We start from the raw sequence: 18,246 nt of genomic DNA on the forward strand, positions 1-18,246 counted from the left end.
TTATCAGATGAAAAAGTCGAGGCGGAAATAGATCGGTGCTTCGCGCTCGGGCAGCGCGTCCGGTCGTTCCAGGGAATGTGCGAAGGTCACGCTGGCGGCGACGTGCTGGCCGCGGACGAACAGCTCCAGCGAATTGCTCGACATGCGCCCGTGCTGATCGCCGTTATAGCGATCATTGGCAATCACACCCTGGTCGTAACCGAGGCTGGCGCCGTACTCGGCGAACACCGGTTGCAGCCAGTCGGCATTCACCGGACGGCTCCAGCGCAGGTCGTTGCGCCAGTAACCACCGCTGTCGCCGGACAGCGACTGGTCCTTGTAGCCGCGGATCGATGACGATCCGCCGAGGCTGGTGCGCTGCGAACTGAACAGCACGTCTTCGCTGCGTTGGCCGGTCATCAGGCTGCTGAAACTGAACGACTCGCCCCAGAGCTTGAATGGCTGCAGGTAGCTCAGGGTTGCGCTGTATTTGCGGTAGTGCGCTTCGGGTTCGCCGGGGCCGGGATCGTGGCTGCCCTGCGCATCGAAGGCGCCGATGCCTTCCTGCATGCCGGCGTCAAAGTTGACGAACGCGCTGCCGACACGGCGGCCGTGGTTGAAGCCGAACTGCGCTTCGCTGATGCGGTTGCTGCTCAGCTTGAGCTTGCTGTCTTCAATGAAGTTGTTGGTGCGCAGGTACGACAGGCCGGCGCTGAGGGAGGTCTTGCTGACCGCGTCGCGATGAATCACCCGCTCGGCGCGCAACTGATGGTTTTCGCTGTCGCCGGTCTGCTTGAAGTTGTAGCCGTTGGCGGCGATCTGCGAACGGTATTCGCTCTGGCTGTAGGTGTAGCTGAACGTCCACCAGCCCCATGGCAGGTTGTAATTGAGCATGGCGTTATTGGAGGTGTGCTGATGGTCAGTCATCGCATCGTGACCGCCGCGCAGGCTCAGCTGATCGGCCAGGCCAAGCGGGCTGTCCCAGTCGAACGTGGTGCCCCACTGCTGTTCGCCGGTGCTGCGCTGACCGTCGTTACTACGCGACAGGCCAGCGCGCCATGGCTTCTGCGGGTTGTTGGTAACGCGCACTTCACTGCCGCCGACGTTCTGCCCGGGGGCCAACTCCATTTTCGCCTGATTGGACGGCAGGCGATTGAGCTGATCGACCATTTGCTCGATCTCGCGCAGGTTGACCAACTCGCCGGTCTTGCCGGGAAACGCCATGGCCAGTTCGCGATCCGAGAGCCGACTGTTGTCGGCGCCCTTCATGCCCTCGAGCCGGCCTTCGACCACCAGCACTTGCAGATGCCCGCTGGACAGGTCCTGTTGCGGCAGATAGGCGCGGCTGGTGACCAGGCCCTTCTCGATGTAGTGGTCGGTGATGACTTTGAGCAGCTCATTGAGCTGGGGCACGCCGAGGCATGCGCCGATGTAAGGCTTGAGCAGGCGAGCCTTTTCGCCCTCGCTCAGGCTGTCTGCGCCTTTGAGTTCGATGTCCTTGATCGGGAAACAGCGGCTATCGGTGGGAGTTGCCGGTTGCGCTGGCTTGAGACCTTTGCCGGGCAAATCCTTGAGTTCTTCGAGACGGCGCTGCTGCTCTTCGAGCAGGCGATTCTGGCGGTCGCGGATAAGGTCGGTTTCACCTGGGGTGGGTGCAGCAACGGCGAAATGAAGCGGAGAAAGGCACAGCAACGCTACGCACAACCGCGCCACGAGGGCGGGTGAGGACATGTTCGATCCCTCGAGACGAAAGTGACATCAAAATAGTGGCGCGATATTAGATGGCCATCATTTTGACGTCAAACTTATGTTCTACCATTGGTCGGCCTCGAGGCGCTGTTGCGCGGGTAAAACCAGCACCTGCGTACAAGTGCAAAACCGTGGTTGCGCAGATAGTGAACGCGGCCCATTCGGCATTCAGTCATACCCACACACGATCACAAGGAGTTTTCATGAGCACCTTCACGACCCAAGACGGCACCGAGATCTATTACAAGGACTGGGGCAGCGGCAAACCCGTGTTGTTCAGCCATGGCTGGCCACTGGACGGCGACATGTGGGAATACCAGATGGAATACCTGAGCAGCCGCGGCTATCGCACCATTGCCTTCGACCGTCGCGGGTTTGGCCGCTCTGATCAGCCGTGGACCGGTTACGACTACGACACGTTTGCCGATGACATCGCCGGCCTGATCAACCATCTGGACCTGCGCGACGTGACCCTGGTCGGCTTCTCCATGGGTGGCGGTGACGTCAGCCGTTACATCGCCCGGCATGGCAGCGAGCGTGTGGCGGGTCTGGTGTTGTTGGGTGCGGTGACGCCGCTGTTCGGCAAGAAGCCCGACTTCGCCCAAGGCGTCGACAAATCGGTGTTCGACGGGATCAAGGCCGGCCTGCTGAAGGACCGCGCGCAGTTCATCGCCGATTTCGCCGCGCCGTTCTATGGCACCAATCAAGGCCAGACGGTTTCCGACGGCGTGCTCACGCAGACCCTGAACATCGCGCTGATGGCGTCCTTGAAAGGTACGGTGGATTGCGTCACCGCGTTCTCGGAAACCGACTTTCGTCCGGACATGGCCAAAGTCGATGTGCCGACGCTGGTAATCCATGGTGACGGTGACCAGATCGTGCCGTTCGAAACCACCGGCAAACAGGCCGCCGCGCAGATCAAAGGCGCCGAGCTGAAAGTCTATGCCGGTGCGCCGCACGGTTTTGCCGTGACTCATGCGCAGGCGTTGAACGAAGATTTGCTGGCGTTCCTGCAGCGCTGACAAAACTGCCCGGGCGATGAAGATTTCTTCGTCGCCCGGGCACCTTGCTTTGCTCGGGCGCGTCGCCCACTCCCCGTATTCAAAGGCTTTCGCCGCGCTGCATCAGAATTTTATCTTCACATCCCAGCTTAATAATATTTTACCGATATCCCCCCTCTCCCTAGTCTGACCTCAAGCCAAACGGACAAGCCAACAGCGGCCCGAATCCCACTGCCTTGCTAGGAAGGATGTAGAGATGACCACTGACATAACAACAATCGACACGCTGATCGTGGGTGCTGGCCAGGCAGGCGTCGCGATGAGCGAACACCTGAGCAAACTCGGCGTGCCACACCTGGTGCTGGAGCGCAGTCGCATTGCCGAACGCTGGCGCACCGGGCGCTGGGACTCGCTGGTCGCCAACGGCCCGGCGTGGCACGACCGTTTCCCCGGTCTGGAATTCGATGACGTCGATCCCGACGGTTTTGCGCCGAAAGAACGCGTGGCCGATTACTTCGAAGCCTATGCGAAGAAATTCAACGCGCCGATCCGCACCGGCGTCGAGGTCAAAAGCGTGGTGCGCAATGTCGGTCGCCCCGGCTTCACCGTCGAGACCTCGGAAGGCGTGATCGAAGCCAGCCGTGTTGTCGCGGCAACCGGGCCGTTCCAGCGGCCAGTGATCCCGCCGATCGCACCGCAGGACGCACGTTTGCTGCAAATCCATTCCGCTGATTACCGCAATCCGCAGCAACTGCCGGAAGGTGCGGTTCTTGTGGTGGGCGCCGGCTCATCCGGGGTGCAGATTGCCGATGAACTGCAACGCTCCGGCAAACAAGTCTATCTGTCGGTTGGCGCCCACGACCGGCCGCCGCGTGCCTATCGCAATCGTGATTTCTGCTGGTGGCTCGGGGTGCTGGGCGAATGGGATCAAGCGGCGATGAAACCGGGCCGCGAGCACGTGACCATCGCGGTCAGCGGCGCTCATGGCGGGCGCACCATCGATTTTCGTGGCCTGGCCCATCGCGGCATGACCCTGGTCGGGGTCACCGAGTCGTTCGAAAACGGCGTAGTGACCTTCAAGCAGGACCTGCTCGAAAACCTCAATCGCGGTGACGAAAATTATCTGGCCCTGCTCGACGCCGCCGATGCCTATATCGAGAGAAATGGCCTCGATCTGCCGCAAGAGCCAGAGGCGCGTAAACGCTTCGCCGATCCGGAATGCGTGAAAAATCCGCTGCGCAATCTGCATCTGGCCGAGGCTGGCGTGACATCAATTATCTGGGCCACCGGGTTTGCCGTGGATTATTCCTGGCTACAGGTCGCGGCTTTCGATGACAAGGGCAAGCCGGTGCATCAGCGCGGCGTGTCGGCTGAGCCGGGGGTGTATTTCCTCGGTTTGCCGTGGCAGTCGCGTCGCGGTTCGTCGTTCATCTGGGGCGTCTGGCATGACGCCAAACATGTCGCCGATCACATCGCCACCCAGCGCAAATACCTCGAATACCGCGATGCCGAACAGCGTGAAGCCGCGCTGCATTCAGCGGTCCACAGCCCGGTCGCCGACGCCGTCGACGCCTGATTCCTTTCGCGGCGCCAATGGCGCCGCCCAACCTGTTTTGAGGAGCGGCACATGAGCCAGCCTACACACACGCGCATCCGCATGTTCAACACCAAGGACACTTACCCGAACCAGACGCTCGACAACGATTTGTGCCAGGCGGTGCGCGCCGGCAACACCGTGTATGTGCGCGGTCAGGTCGGCACTGATTTCGACGGCAATCTGGTCGGTCTGGGCGACCCGCGTGCGCAGGCCGAACAGGCCATGCGCAACGTCAAGCAACTGCTCGAAGAAGCCGGCAGCGACATGAGCCACATCGTCAAGACCACCACCTACCTGATCGACCCGCGCTACCGCGAGGCGGTCTATCAGGAGGTCGGCAAGTGGCTCAAAGGCGTGTTCCCGATCTCCACCGGGCTGGTGGTATCGGCGTTGGGGCAACCGCAGTGGTTGATGGAGATTGATGTGATTGCGGTGATTCCAGAGTAAGGCATCTCACCGCGTCGCGGCCTTCGCGAGCAGGCTCGCTGCCACAGGGGAATGCATTTCAAATGTGGGAGCGAGCCTGCTCGCGAAAGGGCCAGAAAGGACAAACAAATTTCTGAGAAGGATCACCCAAATGACTTTTTCCATCACCGCCCGCTGCGCCGAAACCGGTCAGTTCGGCGTTGCCATCAGTTCCTCCAGCATCGCCGTCGGCGCCCGTTGCCCCTGGCTGCTGCCGGGCGTTGGCGCGGTGTCGAGCCAGAACATCACCCTGCCCTCCCTCGGCCCGGAAGTGCTCGGGCTGCTGGAGCAAGGCGTGAGCCCGGATGCTGCCCTCGACAAAGTGCTCACGCGCAACGGTTACAGCCAGTATCGGCAGATCACCGCGATCAACCATCTGGGCGAGACCGCGCATTTCAGCGGTGCGCAGACCCTCGGCGTGCACAATGCCGTCAGCGGCGAACAGTGCGTGGCCGCCGGCAACATGCTCGCCGGGCGCGAGGTGATCGAGGCAATGGTCAGCGCATTCGAAGCCGGCGAAGGCCAGTTGGCCGACCGCTTGCTCGCTGCGCTGCATGCCGCTCAGGCCTTGGGCGGCGAAGCCGGGCCGGTGCATTCGGCCGCCGTGGTGGTGGTGGGCGAGCAGACCTGGCCGATCGTCAATCTGCGCGTCGACTGGGCCGATGAAGACCCGATCGGTCAGTTGCAAACACTCTGGAACGCCTACGCACCGCAGTTGCAGGATTACATCGACCGCGCCCTCGATCCGGCCAGGGCACCGGGCTATGGCGTTGCCGGGGACGATCGATGAACAGCGTCGAACTGCTCAAAGTGCTGGTGGGATTCGACACCACCAGCCGCGAGTCGAATCTGCAACTGATCGAATTCGTCCGCGATTACCTCGCCGGGTTCGACGTGCCGAGCGTGCTGATCTACAACGATGAGCGCAGCAAGGCCAACCTGTTCGCCACGATCGGTCCGGTGGATCAACCGGGCATTGTCTTGTCCGGGCACACCGATGTTGTGCCGGTCGACGGTCAGCCGTGGACCCTGCCGCCGTTCGAGCTCAGCGAGCGCGACGGTAAATTGTTTGGCCGCGGCACGGCGGACATGAAGGGTTATATCGCGTGCGTGCTGGCCCTGGTGCCGGCGCTGGTCACGACGCCGCTGCGTCTGCCGGTGCACATTGCGCTGTCCTATGACGAAGAGGTCGGCTGCCTCGGCGTGCGTTCGTTGCTTGAGGTATTGCAGCAGCGCCCGGTCAAACCATTGCTGTGCATCATCGGCGAGCCGACCGAGCTGAAACCGGTACTCGGCCACAAGGGCAAACTGGCGATGCGCTGCGATGTGCAGGGTCATCCGTGTCATTCGGCCTATGCGCCGCTCGGGGTCAACGCCATCGAATATGCCGCCGAACTGATCGCTGAACTGGGCCGACTCGGCCAGCAACTGAAAGCGCCGCAGCATCACGATGCGCGCTTCGATCCGCCCTACAGTACGGTGCAGACCGGCGTGATCAACGGAGGCAAGGCATTGAACATCGTGCCGGCCGATTGTCGTTTCGATTTCGAGATCCGCGCCCTGCCCTCACAGGATCCGGCGCTGGTGGCCGAAGCATTGAAAGACTATGCCGAGCGCGAAGTGTTGCCGCGCATGCGTGCGGTCAGTGCGCAAAGCGATATTCGCTTCCGGGCATTGTCGGCGTACCCGGGGCTGGCCACCGATGCGCAGAGTCAGGCCGCTGAGCTGATTGCAGCGTTCAGCGGTTCTCGGAAATTCGGCACGGTGGCGTTCGGCACCGAGGGCGGACTGTTCGATGCCGTTGGCATTCCTACCGTGGTGTGCGGCCCCGGCAGCATGGTTCAGGGGCATAAACCCGATGAGTTTGTCAGCCTTGAGCAACTGCATGCCTGCGATCAAATGCTCCAGCGGATGCTGGTGTTCATCAGCCTCTGAGCCGCGCGCCGAAGCCTGTTTTTTTAAGGTTTCAAGCAACAAACTTACTAATTTATCTCGCGCCTCACTTTGCACATGATCACTCCAACAACAAGTGCGCCGTCCGTGCCGGCGCTTACCGAAGTACGTCCACGTACTCAACCTTGCCTTGGAGTTCGTCATGGCTAGCGCAACCGCATCTTCCGCTCCGCTCATTGAGAAACACACGATAGGCTACGTGCCTCCCGAAGATCGCCACGGCAAAGTCAGGGATCTGTTCACGCTCTGGTTCGGCGGCAACATCGCGCCGTTGCCCATCGTCACCGGAGCGCTGGGCGTGCAGCTGTTTCAGCTGAATCTGCTCTGGGGCATCGTGGCGATTCTCGTCGGCCATCTGGTCGGCGGCGTGCTGATGGCGCTGCATTCGGCGCAAGGCCCGCAGATGGGCATTCCGCAGATCATCCAGAGCCGCGCGCAGTTCGGCTCCCTCGGCGCCTTGCTGGTGGTGTTGATTGCCGGGGTCATGTACGTCGGCTTTTTCGCCTCCAACATCGTCCTCGCCGGCAAGTCGCTGCACGGTGTGGTCGACAGTGTTCCGGTGCCGGTGGGCATCGTCATCGGCGCGCTCGGTTCGGGGATCATCGGCATCATTGGCTACCGTTTCATCCATGTGCTCAACCGTATCGGCACCTGGGTGCTGGGCATCGGCATCGTGGTCGGTTTCGGCTATATCCTGACCCACATTCAGACCGATGATTTTCTCACGCGCGGCAGTTTCAACCTGTCCGGCTGGCTCGCCACGGTGTCGCTGGCGGCGTTGTGGCAGATCGCGTTCGCGCCGTATGTGTCGGACTATTCGCGCTACTTGCCGGCCGACGTGAAAGTGTCGTCAACCTTCTGGACGACCTACCTGGGTTCGGCATTGGGTTCGAGCCTGTCATTCGTGTTCGGCGCCGTCGCGGTACTGGCGACGCCGGTGGGCATGGACACCATGGACGCGGTCAAACTCGCCACCGGCTCGATCGGCCCGCTGATGCTGGTGCTGTTCCTGCTCAGCGTGATCAGCCACAACGCGCTCAACCTGTACGGCGCGGTGCTGTCGCTGATCACCTTGGTGCAGACCTTCGCCTATCGCTGGATTCCCACCGCGAAAAGCCGTGCAGTGATTTCGCTCATCGTCCTGCTGGCATGCTGTTTTGCCGCTGTCGGTGCGTCGGCAGATTTCATCGGCCACTTCGTCGACATGGTGCTGGTGCTGCTGGTGGTGTTGGTGCCGTGGACGGCGATCAACCTCATCGACTTCTACGCAATACACAAAGGTCAGTACGACATCCAGTCGATTTTCCAGGTCGATGGGGGCATCTACGGACGCTACAACCCGCAGGCCTTGCTTGCCTATGTGATCGGCATTGCCGTGCAGATTCCGTTCATGAACACGCCGCTTTACGTCGGCCCGGTGTCGGCGCACATCAACGGCGCGGATCTGTCGTGGCTGGTGGGCTTGCTGGTGACTTCGCCGCTGTACTTCTGGCTGGCCAGCCGCGATACCTCGTATCGTCGACGGATGATGGGCGCGAAGCTGGCGAGCAGTCTGTGAGCTGTTGACCAGACTGAAAAAGGAGGCCCGCCGGTGTGCGGGCCTTCTGCATTGTGCTGTGGTATTTATGGCTTGTGTCGGCTCTTTGGAAGGACAAGCCATGTTGCGAATACTCGGTAAAGCTTCGTCGATCAACGTGCGCAAGGTGCTGTGGACGTGTGCTGAATTGAACATTCCGTTCGAACGGGAAGACTGGGGATCGGGGTTTCAGTCAACGCATACGCCAGAGTTTCTGGCACTCAATCCGTGCGCGATGGTGCCGGTGATTCAGGACGATGATTTCACCCTGTGGGAGTCGAATACGATCATTCGTTATCTGGTGACGCGCTATGGCGGCGCGGACCTTTATCCCGCTGAGGCGCAGGCGCGGGCGCAGGTCGATCAGTGGATTGACTGGCAGGCTTCGGAGCTGAACCGGTCGTGGTCGTATCCGCTGATGGCGCTGGTGCGCAAATCCCCGGAGTACCAGGACAGCGCTGCGCTGGGCGCGGGTTGCCGGGACTGGGCGCGGAACATGGAGATTCTGGATCGACAGTTGCACAAGACCGGGGCTTACGTCAGTGGGCGGGAGTTTTCTCTGGCTGATATTCCGATCGGGCTGTCGGTCAATCGCTGGTTCGAAACGCCGCTGGAGCATCCTGATTTTCCGGCGGTTAGCGCTTATTACGAGCGGTTGAGTTTGCGTGAGGGGTATCGGTTGTATGGGCGTAACGGGACGCCGTGAGCGGTTGGATTTGGTGGAATGCCCGGGATTTTTTGACGCTGCAAAACCTGTGGGAGCGAGCCTGCTCGCGAAGGCTTTCTTTCAGGCGGTGAGTTTTTTTGGTTTGGGTACATATCCGTTGCTTCGGGTGTTGCTGCTGGCGGTTTCGCCCTTACGGCGAGTCCCTTTTTCAGACGCCAAAAAGGAACCAAAAGGCTTTGCTCCTGCGTTCGGCCCTCGCAGGCTCGGGTTCCTTCGCTCCGATGTCGCTGGTTAGGCAAGATCAAGATCAAGGGCACTCGAGCTAACGCTCATTGTTGAGTGGTTAGAAGCGGGGGGTTGGCTTGGGATTTGTGGTGGGGCTGCCCCTCACCCCAGCCCTCTCCCGAGGGAGAGGGAGCCGATGTTCGTGCTTTTCAAAATGTGCGTTCGACTCGGTTTTTCATGTCGGCGTATCTCTTCCATCCACCACGGTCAGTCCCCTCTCCCTCCGGGAGAGGGCTAGGGTGAGGGGCTTTTGATTTTCGGACTGAGTTCCAGCATCCCCCGGCAATCCAGGCTGAACCAAACGCTCGCTGCGCTCCCATACCCGGACTAATCCAGCATTTTGTCATTTATGCTTGAACGCCTCGCGCCGCCCTTGGCGTTCGGCTGTATAAGCCGCTTGCGGCTGGCTGATCAGGTCTTCCCGGCGTAGCGGTTCGCCGCAATGTGCGCACAGCGGCCCAAGACCTGCGGGATGGTTGCAGGGTTTGTGGGTGAAGATCACCGCCAACCCTTCCTCGGGCGCTTTGCACCAGGTTTCGCCCCACGCGCGCAAAGCCAGGATCACCGGGTAGAACGCTTCGCCCTTCGCGGTGAGGTGATATTCGTAGCGTTTCGGCCGTTCGTTGTACAAACGCCGCTCGACCAGCCCGTCCGCCTCCAGGCATTTGAGACGCGTGGCAACCATTTGCGGGGTGCCGCCGGTCTGCGCCTGGATCTCGTCGTAGCGATGATTGCCCATGAACAACTCGCGCAGAACCAGCACGGTCCAGCGATCACCGACGATGTTTTCGGCTCGTGAAATCGGGCACAGCGTGTCGGGCGCGCTATCGTTGATAGTCATCGGGGCTTGCCTCTTTTACAGTTACTATGATTATCATATCAACACGATGCCAGGACAAGCCCTGCGCACCGCTCTTTCCTTTTCGTGGAACAAGCCGCCATGTCGAACCCTGTTTATCCGCTGAACCGCACCGCCTATCTGCTGGTCGATCCGTACAACGATTTCCTTTCCGAGGGTGGCAAGGTTTTCCCTTTGCTCAAACCCATGGCGGAGCAGAACGGCCTGCTCGACAACCTGCGCAAACTCGATCACGCGGTGCGCAGCCTGCAGATTCCGGTGGTGATCGTACCGCATCACCGTTGGGAAAAAGGCGACTACGAAAACTGGGATCACCCCACGCCCACGCAGTGCAAGATCATGCACATGCACCATTTCGCCCGTGGCGAATGGGGCGGCGAATGGCATCCGGATTTCGCCCCGCAGGACGGCGACATTGTCGTTCAGGAGCATTGGGGCTCAAGCGGATTTGCCAATACCGACCTGGATTTTCGCTTGAAGCAGAAAGGCATCACCCACGTCATCATCGTCGGCCTGCTGGCCAACACCTGCATCGAAGCCACCGCCCGCTATGCAGCGGAACTTGGCTACCACGTCACGCTGGTGCGCGATGCGACCGCCGCGTTCAAAGCGGAAATGATGCACGCCGCCCACGAGCTCAACGGCCCGACGTTCGCTCATGTCATTACCGACACCGACGCGTTGATCGCCAGCCTCGAATCGCAATGAGCACATGCCTGACTGCGGCCGAGTGCAGCCGCGGTCAGGCATCCGCCGGCACCACTCCGCGCTCTTCGAGCAAGCGCACAAACATGCTCAAGCTGCGCGACACCGCACCCCGACGCCAGACCAGCCAGGTAGTCAGGTAACGAAAATCCGCGGTCAGCGGCCAGACGCTGACGGTGGCGCTACCGGGCATGCTTTGCAGCATTTTGCGCGGCATCAGCGCCAGCCCGGCGCCGGCACTGACACAGGCGAGCATGCCGTGGTAGGACTCCATTTCGAAGATCTTGCCCGGCACGGCGGCATCGGTGCTGAACCATTTTTCGAAGTGATGCCGGTAAGAGCAGTTGGAGCGGAAGGCGTAGATGTTTTCGCCGTTCACATCCGCCGCACGCTGCACCGGGGCGTGATTGAGCGGCGCGATGATCACCATTTCTTCCTCGAAGGCCGGCACGCCTTCCAGGGTCGGGTGCAGCACCGGACCATCGACGAACGCCGCCGCGAGGCGCCCGGACAGCACACCGTCGATCATGGTGCCGGAGGGGCCGGTCGACAGGTCGAGATCGACTTTCGGGTGCAATTGGTTATATGCCGCCAGCAGTTCGGGTATGCGCACCGCTGCCGTGCTTTCCAGCGAGCCCAGGGGAAACGCCCCCTGCGGCTCTTCGCCGGCGACCGTTGCCCGCGCCTCCTGCACCAGATCGAGAATCCGCCGCGCGTACTCAAGAAAACTCCACCCGGCCGGTGACAGGCGCAGGCGGCTTTTCTCGCGGATAAACAAATCGACGCCCAGATCCTGCTCCAGTTGCTTGATGCGCGTGGTCAGGTTCGACGGCACGCGATGGATCTGCGTGGCGGCGGCGCTGATGCTGCCATGCTCGGCAACGGCTTTGAAGATTTCCAGTTGCACCAGATCCACAGGCATTCTCCAATCGTGAAAGAAACGATCTTTATTATTCAGTTTCCAGAAAACAAACACCACCCTACTCTAGGCCCATCCACTGAACATACGCAGGACGACGCCATGAGCCAGATTTCCAGCCAGACCCACGCTATCTCGATCAACCCAGCGACCGGTGAGCAGATCGGCCACTATGCATTCGAATCCGCTACCGCCCTCGATGCTGCGCTGACCCGCGCCGCTTACGGCTTCGGCAAGTGGAAGCGCAAGCCGCTGCAGGATCGTTCTCGTTTGCTGACCGCCCTCGCCGGCGCGCTGCGCGACACCGCTGAGGCCATGGCGACCATGATCACTCAGGAAATGGGCAAGCCGATTGCTCAGGCCCGCGGTGAAATCGAAAAATGCGCCAAGCTCTGCGAGTGGTACGCCGAACACGGCCCGGCCATGCTCGACGCCGAACCGACTCAGGTCGAGGGCGGTAAGGCGCGTATCGAATACCGCCCGCTCGGGCCGATTCTGGCAGTGATGCCGTGGAACTTCCCGATCTGGCAAGTGCTGCGCGGCGCCGTGCCAGCGCTGATCGCCGGCAACACCTATGTGCTCAAGCATGCGCCGAACGTGATGGGCAGCGCTTACCTGCTGCGCGACGCGTTCACCCGCGCCGGTTTCGCCGATGGTGTGTTTGAAGTAATCAACGTGACGCCAGAAGGCGTGTCGACCGCCATCGCCGACCCGCGCATCGCTGCGGTGACCCTGACCGGCAGCGTCCGCGCCGGTATGGCCATCGGTGCTCAGGCCGGTGCAGCCCTGAAAAAATGCGTGCTGGAATTGGGCGGTTCTGACCCGTTCATCGTGCTTAACGACGCTGACATCGATGAAGCCGTGCAGGCTGCCGTGATCGGTCGCTATCAGAACTCCGGTCAGGTCTGCGCAGCAGCCAAGCGTCTGATCATCGAGGTAGGCGTAGTCGAGGAGTTCACGCGTAAATTCGTCGAAGCCACGCGTCAGTTGAAGGTCGGCGACCCATTGGCTGCCGACACTTACATCGGCCCGATGGCACGTTTCGATCTGCGCGATGAACTCGATCAGCAAGTGCGCGACACCCTGGAAGAAGGCGCGACGTTGCTGCTCGGCGGCGGCAAGGTGACAGGCCCGGGCAATTATTACGAACCCACCGTGCTGGCGGACGTCACCGACCGCATGACCTCGTTCAAACAGGAACTGTTCGGCCCGGTCGCCTCGATCATCACCGCCCGCGACTGCGCCCATGCCGTAGCGCTGGCCAATGACAGCGAATTCGGCCTGACCGCGACGATCTACACCGCCAACATACAACTGGCTCAGCAACTGACCAGTGAATTGGACACCGGCGGCGTGTTCATCAACGGCTACTCCGCCAGCGACCCCCGCGTGACCTTCGGCGGCGTGAAGAAAAGCGGTTTCGGCCGCGAACTTTCACACTTTGGTGTTCGCGAATTCTGCAACGCGCAGACTGTGTGGCTGGATCGTAAATAGTAGCCAGCCTGCTGGCGATGGCGGAGTGTCAATTGCAGTTGCGTTATCTGAACGCCGCCATCGCTTGCAGGCAAAATCAAAAGCCCCTCACCCTAGCCTTCTCCCGGAGGGAGAGGGGACTGACCGTGGTGGATGGAAGAGATACGCCGACATGAAAAACCGAGTCGAACGCACATTTTGAAAAGCACAAACATCGGCTCCCTCTCCCTCGGGAGAGGGCTGGGGTGAGGGGCAGCCCCACCCCAAATCCCAAGCCAACCACCCGCCTCTAACCCCTCAACAATGAGCGTTAGCTCGAGTGCCCTTGATCTTGATCTTGCCTAACCAGCGACATCGGAAGGCTGAGTGGAGGGATCGATCCGGGCGTGGGAGCGCAGCGACCGTCTGGCGCAGCCAGACACAGCGGACGTAGGTGCAGCGAAGCAAACCGTAGCCGCTGCGCCCGGATCGATCCCGGAGCGAAGGAACCCGAGCCTGCGAGGGCCGGACGCAGGAGCAAGCCTTTTGGGTTACCTTTTTGGCGTTTGAAAAAGGTGACCCGCCGTAAGGGCGGAACCCTAAGCAGCCGTTACCGCAGCAACGGATATGTACTCAAACCAAAAGACTCAGCGCCTGAATAAAAGCCCCAGCACCCCAGCATTTGCCCAATCCCCCCAGCCTTCTATAGTGATCAAGTCCCCCTGCCCTTGCGGCGAGCTGCCGAGCGTGGTCCATGGTCAACACCGAACACCTGATCATCTGCGAGCACTGCGACTGCGTTTACCAGAAAGTCGCCCTCGCCAAACACCAGAAAACCCTCTGCGTACGCTGCGGCGGCGTGCTGCAGCGCTACAACGGCCTGACCATCGAACAGCGTCTGGCCCTGACCTTCACGGCAGCGATGCTGTGGCTGTTCGCCAATTTCTATCCGGTGATGAGCATCAGCCTCCAGGGCCTGAAAAACAGCGCTACCCTATGGGATTCGGTGCTGGCGCTGAGTCAGGGGCCGATCACCTTCATCGCCATGGTCGCAGCGATCGCGATCATCATCGCCCCGGCCTTCCAACTGGTGCTGCTGATCTGGGTGCTGGGCTTCGCCCTGGCGTCGCGACGGGCGCCGGGTTTCAAGCTGTCGATGCGCTGGCTGGAAACCCTGCGCCCATGGAGCATGCTCGAAGTCTGTCTGCTGGGCGCAATGGTCGCGGTGTTCAAACTCGCCGGGCTGCTGGATGTGCTGCCGGGCATCGGCTTGTTCGCCCTGGCGGCGCTGAGCCTGATGATGATCCGCATTGCCGGACGCGACATCCGTGAACTGTGGGATATTTTATGAAGCGTCCACCGACCGCTGCCGAGCTTGATCTGTGCCTGTGTCACAGTTGCGGCCTGGCCTGCGATATGCGCGACGAACCGCATCACTGCCCACGCTGCGATGCGCCACTGCATCGGCGCAAGACCAATTCGCTGACGCGCACCTGGGCGTACATGCTCGCCGCGCTGGCCTTTTACGTGCCGGCCAATCTGCTGCCGGTAATGAACACGCTGATGCTCGGCAGCGGCGCCGACAGCACGATCATGAGCGGTGTGCTGGAATTCTGGGAAGCCGGAGCATGGGACATCGCCCTGATCATTTTCATCGCCAGTATCGCCGTGCCGGGAATCAAGTTCGTCGCCCTGACCTTGTTGCTGATCACCGTGCAGCGCGACAGCGCCTGGGCGCGCAAGGAGCGCTCGAAGCTGTACCGCTTCGTCGAGCTGATCGGCTATTGGTCGATGCTCGACGTGCTGGTGGTGGCGCTGGTCGCCGCGCTGGTGAAATTCCAGACGCTGGGCGACATCGAGCCACGACCGGGCATCCTGTTTTTCGGCCTGGTCGTGGTGTTCACCATGCTCGCCGCGATGAGCTTCGATCCGCGGCTGATCTGGGACAAGGACACCGACGACAGCGTCACCGACGCTGAGCCGCCAACAGCACCTGTAACGGATGACGCAACGCCTGATCCGACTGGCGCTTGACCTGACTGCGGCACGAATAACCGGTCGCCAGCGCTTCGCCCTGGTCTGCCGATGCTTCCACCTGACGCGCCCAGGACTGGTCGTAAATCAGCGCCGAGGTGTGGCGATTGCGCGCCTCGTGACCGTACGTGCCGGACATGCCGCAGCAACCGGTGGCCTGGGTTGCCAGTTGCAATCCGGCACGTTCGAACACTTGCTCCCATTGCCGGGTCGCGGCGGGAGCATTGGTTTTCTCGGTGCAATGGGCGAGCAGACGGAATTTTGCCTCGCTCTGCTGCGGCGCCTGCTCGGGCATTGCCTTGAGTAGCCACTCTTGTACCAGTTGCACTTCGGGGCAGTCCTGCAGACCGGGAACCTTGAGGTATTCCTGGCGATACACCAGCGTCATGGCCGGGTCGAGGCCCAGCAACGGCACGCCGACATCCCCCAGTTCACGCAACTGCCGCGCATTGCGCAGCGCCGCGCGATTGAATGCCGCGAGGAAGCCCTGCACATGCAACGGCTTGCCGTTGGCGCTGAACGGTGCCAGATAAACCTGATAACCAAGGCGCGAGATCAGCTCGACCAGATCCGCCAGCAGCGGCGCTTCGAAATACCGGGTGAAGGCGTCCTGGACGATCACCACGCTGCGTTCACGCTGCGCCGGTGACAGCGCTGACAGCGTCGCAACGGTTGCCGGCTGCACCTGCCAGCGCCGCATCGCGGCGTGAAAATCGAAACGGCTGAGCAACGGCACATCGACCATGCCACCGACCCGCTCAAGCAGACCGCGCACCCACGCCGCGCCCATCAAACCGTTGTACAGCGCCGGAATTCGCGCCATGTACGGAATGCTGTACTCCAGCGAAGCGATCAGATAATCGCGCGCCGGACGCAGATACCGTGTGTGGTACAGCTCAAGAAAGCGCGAACGAAAATCCGGCACATTGACCTTGACCGGGCACTGTCCCGCGCAGGATTTGCACGCCAGGCAACCGGCCATGGCGTCATAGACCTCATGGGAAAAATCCGCCGACTGCGCCTGGGTGTTGCGCCAGCGCTGCCATAACGTCGCAAAAAATGCTGGTCGGCGAATCGCCCCGGACAACACGTCGACACCCGCCTCGCCCTGCAACCGCAGCCATTCGCGGATCAACGAGGCGCGGCCCTTGGGCGATTGCGCGCGCTCGCGGGTGGCTTTCCACGACGGGCACATGGCGTCATCGGGATCGAAGTTGTAGCAGGCGCCGTTGCCGTTGCAGTGCATCGCCGCGCCGTAGTCCTGCCAGACCTTCTCATCGATCTGTCGATCGAGTTCGCCGCGCAGGGTCACTTCATCGATTTTCAGCAATGCCGCGCCGCTGTTGGCCGGCGTGGCGATCTTGCCGGGGTTGAACTGATTGAACGGGTCGAACGCGGCCTTCAGCGCTTGCAGCGCCGGGTACAGCTCGCCGAAAAACGCCGGGGCGTATTCCGAGCGCAGGCCTTTGCCGTGCTCGCCCCAGAGCAGACCGCCGTAACGCTGAGTGAGCGCCGCAACGCCATCGGACACCGGGCGCACCAGCGCCGCTTGCTGCGGATCTTTCATATCGAGAATCGGCCGCACGTGCAGCACGCCGGCATCGACATGACCGAACATGCCGTACTGCAAGCCGTGGCTGTCGAGCAGATCGCGCAGCTCGGCGATGTACTCGGCCAAGTGCTGCGGCGGCACCGCGGTGTCTTCGACAAACGGTTGTGGCCGCGCTTCGCCAGCGACGTTGCCGAGCAGGCCGACCGCGCGCTTGCGCATGCCGTAGACCTTGTTCACCGCCGCGTGACCCACCGCCAGCGTGTGGCCCAAACGTTCGACGGTTTGATCACTGCTCAAGTGCTCGACAAACGCAGCGACGCGAGCTTGCAGTTCATCCGGATCGTCGCCGCAGAATTCGACCAGGTTGATGCCCAATGTCGGCCGCTCGGCGCTGGCCGGGAAATACTCGGCGACCCCATGCCAGACGATGTCCTGCATCGCCAGCAACAACACTTTCGAATCCACGGTTTCGATCGACAGCGGCTTGAGCGCCATCAACGCGCGTGCATCGCGCAGCGCGTCCATGAAACCGGCGTAGCGGATGTTCACCAGCATCGTGTGCTTGGGAATCGGCAGCACATTCAGCCGCGCTTCGACGACAAAACCGAGCGAACCTTCGGCGCCGCACAACACGCTGTTGAGGTTGAAACGGCCGTCCGCCTCACGCAGGTGCGCGAGGTCGTAACCGGTCAGGCAGCGGTTGAGATCGGGAAAGCGCTGTTCGATCAGTTCGCCCTGCTCATCAATGATCCGTCGCGCGCAGCGATAGACTTCACCGACCCGGTCATCACGCGCGCACTGCGCTTGCAGTTCGCTCTCGTCCAGCGCCTGAGCGTGCAAACGCTCGCCGCCACGCAGAATCATGTCGAGTTCGAGCACATGGTCGCGGGTCTTGCCGTAGGTGCAACTGCCCTGGCCGCTGGCATCGGTGTTGATCATGCCGCCGACGGTGGCACGGTTGGACGTCGACAGCTCAGGGGCGAAAAACAGCCCGGCGGATTTCAGTGCGGCGTTGAGCTGGTCCTTGACCACCCCGGCCTGGACCCGCACCCAGCGCTGCTCGACGTTGATCTCGAGAATGCGGTTCATGTGCCGCGACAGGTCGACGACAATGCCGTCGGTCAACGACTGGCCGTTGGTGCCGGTGCCGCCGCCGCGTGGCGTGATCACCACGTGCTGATGTGCCGGCTCGGCGATCAGCTTCGCCACCCGCGCGACATCGTCGGCATCCATCGGAAACACCGCAGCTTGGGGCAGGCGCTGATAGATCGAGTTATCGGTGGCCAACACCACGCGGCTGGCGTAATCGGCACTGATTTCACCGCGAAAACCACTGGCCTTGAGGGCTTTGAGGAACGCCTGGTAATCGGCGGTGAGGGTGCTTGCGGGCGACAGCTGGGCAATCATCGGTCAGGGTATCTCGGTAAAAATCGGGCCGTGTGGCGGTGAACAG

15 protein-coding genes are annotated in these 18,246 nt (G+C 61.5%); 11 read left to right on the plus strand and 4 right to left on the minus strand.

What is annotated here, in order from left to right:
* Window positions 1–3: 3 nt before the first annotated feature.
* Window positions 4–1,710, minus strand: coding sequence for a ShlB/FhaC/HecB family hemolysin secretion/activation protein (locus ACGSLL_RS25470; RefSeq protein WP_394506943.1), 1,707 nt, complete (start codon window positions 1,708–1,710; stop codon window positions 4–6).
* A 221-nt stretch (window positions 1,711–1,931) separates the two neighbouring features.
* Between ACGSLL_RS25470 and ACGSLL_RS25475 the strand changes: the two genes are divergently transcribed.
* From ACGSLL_RS25475 to ACGSLL_RS25505, 7 genes are all read left to right on the plus strand, one after another.
* The gene (locus ACGSLL_RS25475) at window positions 1,932–2,750 is read left to right on the plus strand and encodes an alpha/beta fold hydrolase (RefSeq protein WP_394506942.1); all 819 of its coding nucleotides are present in this window, start codon (window positions 1,932–1,934) and stop codon (window positions 2,748–2,750) included.
* A gap of 235 nt (window positions 2,751–2,985) precedes the next feature.
* A complete protein-coding gene (locus tag ACGSLL_RS25480) occupies window positions 2,986–4,305 on the plus strand; it encodes a flavin-containing monooxygenase (protein WP_394506941.1) in 1,320 nt (439 codons plus the stop codon).
* 51 nt (window positions 4,306–4,356) lie between these two features.
* Window positions 4,357–4,773, plus strand: a complete 417-nt coding sequence (locus ACGSLL_RS25485) for a RidA family protein (RefSeq protein ID WP_039763092.1) — start codon at window positions 4,357–4,359, stop codon at window positions 4,771–4,773.
* A gap of 130 nt (window positions 4,774–4,903) precedes the next feature.
* A complete protein-coding gene (locus tag ACGSLL_RS25490) occupies window positions 4,904–5,581 on the plus strand; it encodes a DUF1028 domain-containing protein (protein WP_394506940.1) in 678 nt (225 codons plus the stop codon).
* Entirely contained in the window at window positions 5,578–6,726 is a 1,149-nt protein-coding gene (gene argE / locus ACGSLL_RS25495; protein WP_394506939.1) for an acetylornithine deacetylase, read from the plus strand. The genes ACGSLL_RS25490 and argE overlap by 4 nt, the downstream gene beginning before the upstream one ends.
* Window positions 6,727–6,886: 160 nt before the next feature.
* Window positions 6,887–8,302: a purine-cytosine permease family protein gene (locus ACGSLL_RS25500; protein WP_394506938.1), complete on the plus strand. Its 1,416-nt coding sequence runs from the start codon at window positions 6,887–6,889 to the stop codon at window positions 8,300–8,302.
* Between the two features lie 100 nt (window positions 8,303–8,402).
* Window positions 8,403–9,026 carry a glutathione S-transferase family protein gene (locus ACGSLL_RS25505; protein WP_394506937.1) on the plus strand — a complete coding sequence of 208 codons (624 nt, stop codon included), beginning with the start codon at window positions 8,403–8,405 and terminating at the stop codon, window positions 9,024–9,026.
* Window positions 9,027–9,615: 589 nt separating this feature from the next.
* Here ACGSLL_RS25505 and ACGSLL_RS25510 read toward each other — a convergent pair.
* Window positions 9,616–10,113 carry a winged helix-turn-helix transcriptional regulator gene (locus ACGSLL_RS25510; protein WP_394506936.1) on the minus strand — a complete coding sequence of 166 codons (498 nt, stop codon included), beginning with the start codon at window positions 10,111–10,113 and terminating at the stop codon, window positions 9,616–9,618.
* Window positions 10,114–10,212: 99 nt separating this feature from the next.
* On the opposite strand from ACGSLL_RS25510, the gene ACGSLL_RS25515 reads away from it, so the two are divergent.
* Complete coding sequence (locus ACGSLL_RS25515; protein ID WP_394506935.1) at window positions 10,213–10,839, plus strand: cysteine hydrolase family protein; 627 nt, start codon at window positions 10,213–10,215, stop codon at window positions 10,837–10,839.
* A gap of 34 nt (window positions 10,840–10,873) precedes the next feature.
* On the opposite strand, the gene ptrR is transcribed toward ACGSLL_RS25515, so the two are convergent.
* Entirely contained in the window at window positions 10,874–11,752 is an 879-nt protein-coding gene (ptrR, locus tag ACGSLL_RS25520) for a putrescine utilization regulator PtrR (protein ID WP_394507133.1), read from the minus strand.
* A gap of 105 nt (window positions 11,753–11,857) precedes the next feature.
* Between ptrR and ACGSLL_RS25525 the strand changes: the two genes are divergently transcribed.
* The 3 genes from ACGSLL_RS25525 to ACGSLL_RS25535 all read left to right on the plus strand — a co-directional run bounded on the left by ACGSLL_RS25525 (window position 11,858) and on the right by ACGSLL_RS25535 (window position 15,241).
* Window positions 11,858–13,249, plus strand: coding sequence for an aldehyde dehydrogenase family protein (locus ACGSLL_RS25525; protein ID WP_394506934.1), 1,392 nt, complete (start codon window positions 11,858–11,860; stop codon window positions 13,247–13,249).
* Window positions 13,250–13,961: 712 nt separating this feature from the next.
* Window positions 13,962–14,558: a paraquat-inducible protein A gene (locus ACGSLL_RS25530; protein WP_394508349.1), complete on the plus strand. Its 597-nt coding sequence runs from the start codon at window positions 13,962–13,964 to the stop codon at window positions 14,556–14,558.
* Window positions 14,555–15,241, plus strand: coding sequence for a paraquat-inducible protein A (locus ACGSLL_RS25535; protein ID WP_394508350.1), 687 nt, complete (start codon window positions 14,555–14,557; stop codon window positions 15,239–15,241). The genes ACGSLL_RS25530 and ACGSLL_RS25535 overlap by 4 nt, the downstream gene beginning before the upstream one ends.
* Here ACGSLL_RS25535 and ydiJ read toward each other — a convergent pair.
* A complete protein-coding gene (gene ydiJ, locus ACGSLL_RS25540; RefSeq protein ID WP_394508352.1) occupies window positions 15,174–18,200 on the minus strand; it encodes a D-2-hydroxyglutarate dehydrogenase YdiJ in 3,027 nt (1,008 codons plus the stop codon). The genes ACGSLL_RS25535 and ydiJ overlap by 68 nt on opposite strands.
* Window positions 18,201–18,246: the final 46 nt, after the last annotated feature.

The organism is Pseudomonas retamae (assembly GCF_043496865.1).
GTDB lineage: Bacteria > Pseudomonadota > Gammaproteobacteria > Pseudomonadales > Pseudomonadaceae > Aquipseudomonas > Aquipseudomonas retamae.

What these genes read in the sequence shown, in the direction of transcription:
- ACGSLL_RS25515 (WP_394506935.1), top strand. Translation starts at nt 10,213, where the DNA reads ATGTCGAACCCTGTTTATCCGCTGAACCGCACCGCCTATCTGCTGGTC.
- ACGSLL_RS25485 (WP_039763092.1), top strand. Translation starts at nt 4,357, where the DNA reads ATGAGCCAGCCTACACACACGCGCATCCGCATGTTCAACACCAAGGAC.
- ACGSLL_RS25490 (WP_394506940.1), top strand. Translation starts at nt 4,904, where the DNA reads ATGACTTTTTCCATCACCGCCCGCTGCGCCGAAACCGGTCAGTTCGGC.
- ydiJ (WP_394508352.1), bottom strand. Translation starts at nt 18,200, where the DNA reads ATGATTGCCCAGCTGTCGCCCGCAAGCACCCTCACCGCCGATTACCAG.
- argE (WP_394506939.1), top strand. Translation starts at nt 5,578, where the DNA reads ATGAACAGCGTCGAACTGCTCAAAGTGCTGGTGGGATTCGACACCACC.
- ACGSLL_RS25470 (WP_394506943.1), bottom strand. Translation starts at nt 1,710, where the DNA reads ATGTCCTCACCCGCCCTCGTGGCGCGGTTGTGCGTAGCGTTGCTGTGC.
- ACGSLL_RS25505 (WP_394506937.1), top strand. Translation starts at nt 8,403, where the DNA reads ATGTTGCGAATACTCGGTAAAGCTTCGTCGATCAACGTGCGCAAGGTG.
- ACGSLL_RS25500 (WP_394506938.1), top strand. Translation starts at nt 6,887, where the DNA reads ATGGCTAGCGCAACCGCATCTTCCGCTCCGCTCATTGAGAAACACACG.
- ACGSLL_RS25525 (WP_394506934.1), top strand. Translation starts at nt 11,858, where the DNA reads ATGAGCCAGATTTCCAGCCAGACCCACGCTATCTCGATCAACCCAGCG.
- ACGSLL_RS25535 (WP_394508350.1), top strand. Translation starts at nt 14,555, where the DNA reads ATGAAGCGTCCACCGACCGCTGCCGAGCTTGATCTGTGCCTGTGTCAC.
- ACGSLL_RS25510 (WP_394506936.1), bottom strand. Translation starts at nt 10,113, where the DNA reads ATGACTATCAACGATAGCGCGCCCGACACGCTGTGCCCGATTTCACGA.
- ACGSLL_RS25475 (WP_394506942.1), top strand. Translation starts at nt 1,932, where the DNA reads ATGAGCACCTTCACGACCCAAGACGGCACCGAGATCTATTACAAGGAC.
- ACGSLL_RS25480 (WP_394506941.1), top strand. Translation starts at nt 2,986, where the DNA reads ATGACCACTGACATAACAACAATCGACACGCTGATCGTGGGTGCTGGC.
- ACGSLL_RS25530 (WP_394508349.1), top strand. Translation starts at nt 13,962, where the DNA reads ATGGTCAACACCGAACACCTGATCATCTGCGAGCACTGCGACTGCGTT.